At 27.1% G+C, this 4,491-nt stretch carries 4 protein-coding genes; all 4 read right to left on the bottom strand.

Annotated features, from left to right (window positions below; translation table 11 throughout):
* Positions 1-270: transposase family protein (locus BM227_RS12405; protein ID WP_143089751.1), on the bottom strand; the 270-nt coding region annotated here is incomplete at its 3' end.
* Positions 271-322: 52 nt separating this feature from the next.
* Positions 323-1,279, bottom strand: a complete 957-nt coding sequence (locus BM227_RS12400) for a hypothetical protein (protein ID WP_092914305.1) — start codon at positions 1,277-1,279, stop codon at positions 323-325.
* Between the two features lie 202 nt (positions 1,280-1,481).
* Positions 1,482-2,870: a 5-methylcytosine restriction system specificity protein McrC gene (locus BM227_RS12395; RefSeq protein ID WP_092914303.1), complete on the bottom strand. Its 1,389-nt coding sequence runs from the start codon at positions 2,868-2,870 to the stop codon at positions 1,482-1,484.
* 12 nt (positions 2,871-2,882) lie between these two features.
* Complete coding sequence (locus tag BM227_RS12390; protein WP_092914301.1) at positions 2,883-4,427, bottom strand: McrB family protein; 1,545 nt, start codon at positions 4,425-4,427, stop codon at positions 2,883-2,885.
* Positions 4,428-4,491 lie beyond the last annotated feature (64 nt).

Below are 4,491 nucleotides of genomic sequence, written 5' to 3'. Positions count from 1 at the left end.
CTCTAATTCATCTTTATCTACTATCTCAAAAAAATCATATAATCTTGATCTCCCAGGTATTCGTATAAACTCTACTCCTAGTAATTTTTTTATCTCCTTCCTTTTAGCGTTTGCTTTCATCCATTTATATACCTCTATTGGATTCTTTGCTCCCATTAATATAGCTATTATCGATAAAAACATTATTACCGGCAAACTATACTGTCTCCCCTGTGGTCTTGCCTGTTCTGATATATGCTCTTTTAAAATTTTCAATAATTCTGGCTCCATTTTTTCTCCCGATATAAATATACTTTTTTGGCTTTATAGCAAAAAGTATTCCTTAGTATCGGAATGGGCTATTTGTGTGAGTATTTTGATTTAAAATCTTTTTTAAATCTTTTACACTTTTATTTAACTCATGTCCTAAATATTTGTACTGAATAGTTTTATTTTCATCCTCTTTTTCAAAAATAATCTCTAATGCTTTGTTGATAGTATGATACGTTTTACCAGTACCCGGAGGTCCGTATAGGATTTGGTTTAGTGGTTGTTCAATTGGTGAGTTTTTTTTATTTTGAATTGCCATATCATTATTTTCATTTGAATTGCCATATTGAGATTTGACAAGTTCATAAAAAGAGATATTTTTTTCTTTTAATGTTTTAATAATTTCCTTATACCCTCGAAACTTTAATTTATTAATATTTGTATTTTTAAATTTTGTATTTTCAGCAATATATGAAGTTGTATTGTTATCAAGTGCAATATAATCTTCTGGTTTTATCCAATAGAAGGCTATAGTGATATTTTGTCTTACTCCCTTAATTTCAAGACATTTATTGAAAAGTTCATCATCAATAGTATCATTCATAAACTTTTCAAACAATTCCCATAATAAGTCTATATCTTCATCTTTTCTCTTATACTTATAAGTAAAAAACCAACTTTTTTGATTGTTTAAAACAGGAATACCATCAAAATTATTTGGTATTTCTGCATTAAGATTAAAAAATTCTTTTAATATTTTTAAAATTTTAATTCTATTATCATTGGTTATACCTCTATTAAATATACCAAAAAATGTAAAAGGATCAATGTCTTCTAACTCAATGGTAGTACCTTCTGGATTTTGGTCATTTAATGGCGTAATCTGTAAGCCATCATCTTTTAATTTATGTAAGAAGTTAATAAGTTTATTACGTTTATTTTTATATTCCAATAACTTTTCAGCTAACTCATAATAAAACTCTTTAAACGGTATTACCTCTGTTTTTTCAAAACTTTTAGCCTTTTCCATTTTATCCTCCATATTAATATTTTTATTTAGTCAAATTGATTTAGCCATATTGTATATTACACTCATAAAATTCACACTTAACAACATCTATTTTTTCAAAATAGACATTCTCTGTTTTATTAGGAATCTATTTTAACTTCTCTAATGCTTTTACTATTGCCAAAGTATAGTATTATGATTAGAATTATTTCATACCATCATGTCAACATTCTGTCAAACATATTAATTTTTTTATTCTTCCAATAAATTCTTTTTCCTCTTTAATGATATTTTCGATAGTTTTAGATTCAAGTAGCTCTATACCGTCAACTACAAACTTTGTTTTATCATTTCCAAAGAGATTATTGCTATGACATATATTTTTATCAAACTTCTTTTCAATTGGGTATAGAAGCCCACCGGCAATGACATTTAAATCTTTTTGATTTTGGTAGTAGCTTATGTATGAATGAATTTGAAAAAAGTCTGTTCTATCTACATCCCATATGCCATTTTTTGTACCTCTAAATTCCATTTTTTTATATTTCGTATCAAATACCAAGATCTGATTTTCTTTTTGCATAACTATATCTGGAATGATTTTTCTTCTAAAAAACTGATCTTTATAAAGCTCAATTTTTGGGCTTGTAACACTCCAGTCAGGAAACTCTTTTTGAAGCAGTTTAGTAACATATATTTCAAATAACTCTGCAATATTTACTAAAAATCCGTAAGTACTGTTTTGACCATCTCTATTTTGTTCAAGATTATTCCCATTTATAATATAACTTGCATACTCTAAAACTTTTTTATATGGTGCAAAGATCGGGTTTTGAAGTGCTTTAGAGTTTATAGCTCTGTTAATGATCTCATTTGAAACATATCTATTACTTTTATATTGTGTTAAATGAGTTTTTATGAGAGAAATATTTTTAATATTAAATTTATTAGATTCAATAATTTTTACTGCTTTGTAGAGTACATCAACTATCTCTTGAATCTCTTTTTGCTCACGACTTACTGATGAAACTCTGCCTTTAAACGGTATATCATTTCTAATAAATCTATTTATATCAACTTTGCCCTTTACTTTGATCTCATGATGTTTGATGGTAGTGTAACTTTTTGGAAGACCAAGTAAAAATGCCTTTTCAAGGTTTTGCATAAACATATAGTAGATTATGAATTTTGAATAATCTACTTCATCATTTGGTTTACCAGTTACATCTACATCATCAAGATAAACATCATTGGCAAAATTGAGCATCCGTTTTAAAAATGTATCGTCAAATCTTGAGCGAATATCTATTTCTACTTTTTCCCAAGTAAACTGCCCTATATAGTTGCCTGTCTGGATATTGTAAAATTTTTCATTATCATTTTTTTGATATCTATTGAAAAAGATGATTAAATCATCATCTTTACTTTTATCATCTTTAAATGACATGAAAATATTGTTGCTATTTTGTTTAAAATCTTTTAGAGTGATGTTTAGATTATTTTTTATATCATTTTTATTTGCTTTAAAATAGTAGCTATCGTTTTTAGATTTAGCAATATTTTCAAAGTCACTTAAATCTTCAATTATAAAATTATCGACAGTTTTTATCATTTTATCTTCTCACTATAATCTAAACTTTTTTTGAGCTTCTGTTATATATTTTTTTATATTTTGCTCATCATAAACTACCCTTAAATATTCCGTTAGTAATGGTTCAAGGTGGAATTCAAATAGCTCATTTAAGTTTGCTTGACTTATCTTTTCTTTTTTCATAAAGTATTCTATTTTTAAAAAATAAGCGTGACCTATTTGATATTTTTCGCCAAGAGCATCTATATTGATTATGAAATTATTCAAAGCTTCACAGGCTTTTTTGTATGTAGTGCCAAATCTATTTTCTATAAGCTGATAGTTACACTCTTTTTTGATCCACAAAAATCTTCTTCTAAGTGCCAAATCAAAACTATCTATGCTTCTATCAACGTCATTCATAGTTCCTATAAAAAAGAGGTTTTTAGGGATGTAGAAGTATTGATCATGCTCTTCTCTCATAGAGGCGTATTGTGTTTTTATTTTTCCCTCTTTACCTCTATATTCAAGCGAATACAATAACTCGCCAAAAACTCTTGATAGTTCTGCTCTGTTTATCTCATCGACAAAGAAGAAATATCCATATTTTCTTATAGCTTCATAAAAATCTTTTTCGTTTAAAAAATTATCTTCATCAACTTTTGCTTTGTCGCAAAAAATCCTAAATTCGCCATCTTTTAATTTAAGATTTACGCTATTTTCACTTATTACAGCTGGTTTGATTCCCTCTATAAAATCCTCATAAGTGTATGATGGATGAAATTGAGTCATTACAAACTGTTTATCTATATCTTCTACGATATTTTCAATATTACTCTTTATCTCATAAGTTTTGCCAGTTCCAGGTGCTCCATAGTAGATGATATTTTTGCTTTTTTTGAGTATTTCTAAAAATGAGTCTTTCTCTACACCTTTTTTATCTGCTTTGCCCAATAAATTTGCAAATAAATAAGCATACTGGTATAAATCTTTATATCCATCGATCTCTTTTTTAGATAGTTCATCATATTTGATCTTATGAAACAAATTAAAAAATTGATCAACTATATAGTAGTTTTTAAACTCTATATTTTCAGGTATTTCTATTAGTTCTTTTATTCTATCGATCTTATTTTGCAAAGTTTTAATCTGTTCGTCATCAAAGATATTAGTAACTTTTTCAATGTGCTTAATAGTCTCTATTGCAGTTGAATTTACTAAAGGAATCTTATCTTCCTCCATTTGTATGTAATAAGATAGCTCTTTAGCTGTTGAGTTCATGCCATCTATTTCATCAATTGCTTTTTCAACCTCTTCAAAAGTTAAATCATCTTTTATTCTATTGTCTTCATTGTATATTATTGATTTAATGTTTTTAAATATCTCTTCTATTTTCTCCAACTTGTAATCATCATCAAGTTTTTTTATCTCTTCAAGAGTTAAACCTTCGATTTTTTTTATTAAATTTGTTCTGTTTCCCTGCATATTTGCAGAGTTTATACTTTTATCCCACCACTCAAGGTTTTTAAAAGTTGGATTTTTTAAAAACTCTTCAAAATTGTCTTTTATCTCTCCTATAATACATTTATAACTTCTCATCACTCAAAAGAGGATGAAAAAGTTATAAAAGTTGTGTTAGCATAAAGACAGTTGTGTTAGCTGC

It is taken from the genome of Hydrogenimonas thermophila (genome assembly GCF_900115615.1).
In the GTDB taxonomy this organism is placed as follows: Bacteria; Campylobacterota; Campylobacteria; order Campylobacterales; family Hydrogenimonadaceae; genus Hydrogenimonas; species Hydrogenimonas thermophila.
The sequence above is the reverse complement of the archived record's forward strand: the minus strand, read 5'-3'. Positions and strand labels throughout refer to the sequence as shown.

Coding starts and splice junctions, on each gene's coding strand:
- BM227_RS12390 (WP_092914301.1), bottom strand. CDS start 4,427: ATGAGAAGTTATAAATGTATTATAGGAGAGATAAAAGACAATTTTGAA.
- BM227_RS12400 (WP_092914305.1), bottom strand. CDS start 1,279: ATGGAAAAGGCTAAAAGTTTTGAAAAAACAGAGGTAATACCGTTTAAA.
- BM227_RS12395 (WP_092914303.1), bottom strand. CDS start 2,870: ATGATAAAAACTGTCGATAATTTTATAATTGAAGATTTAAGTGACTTT.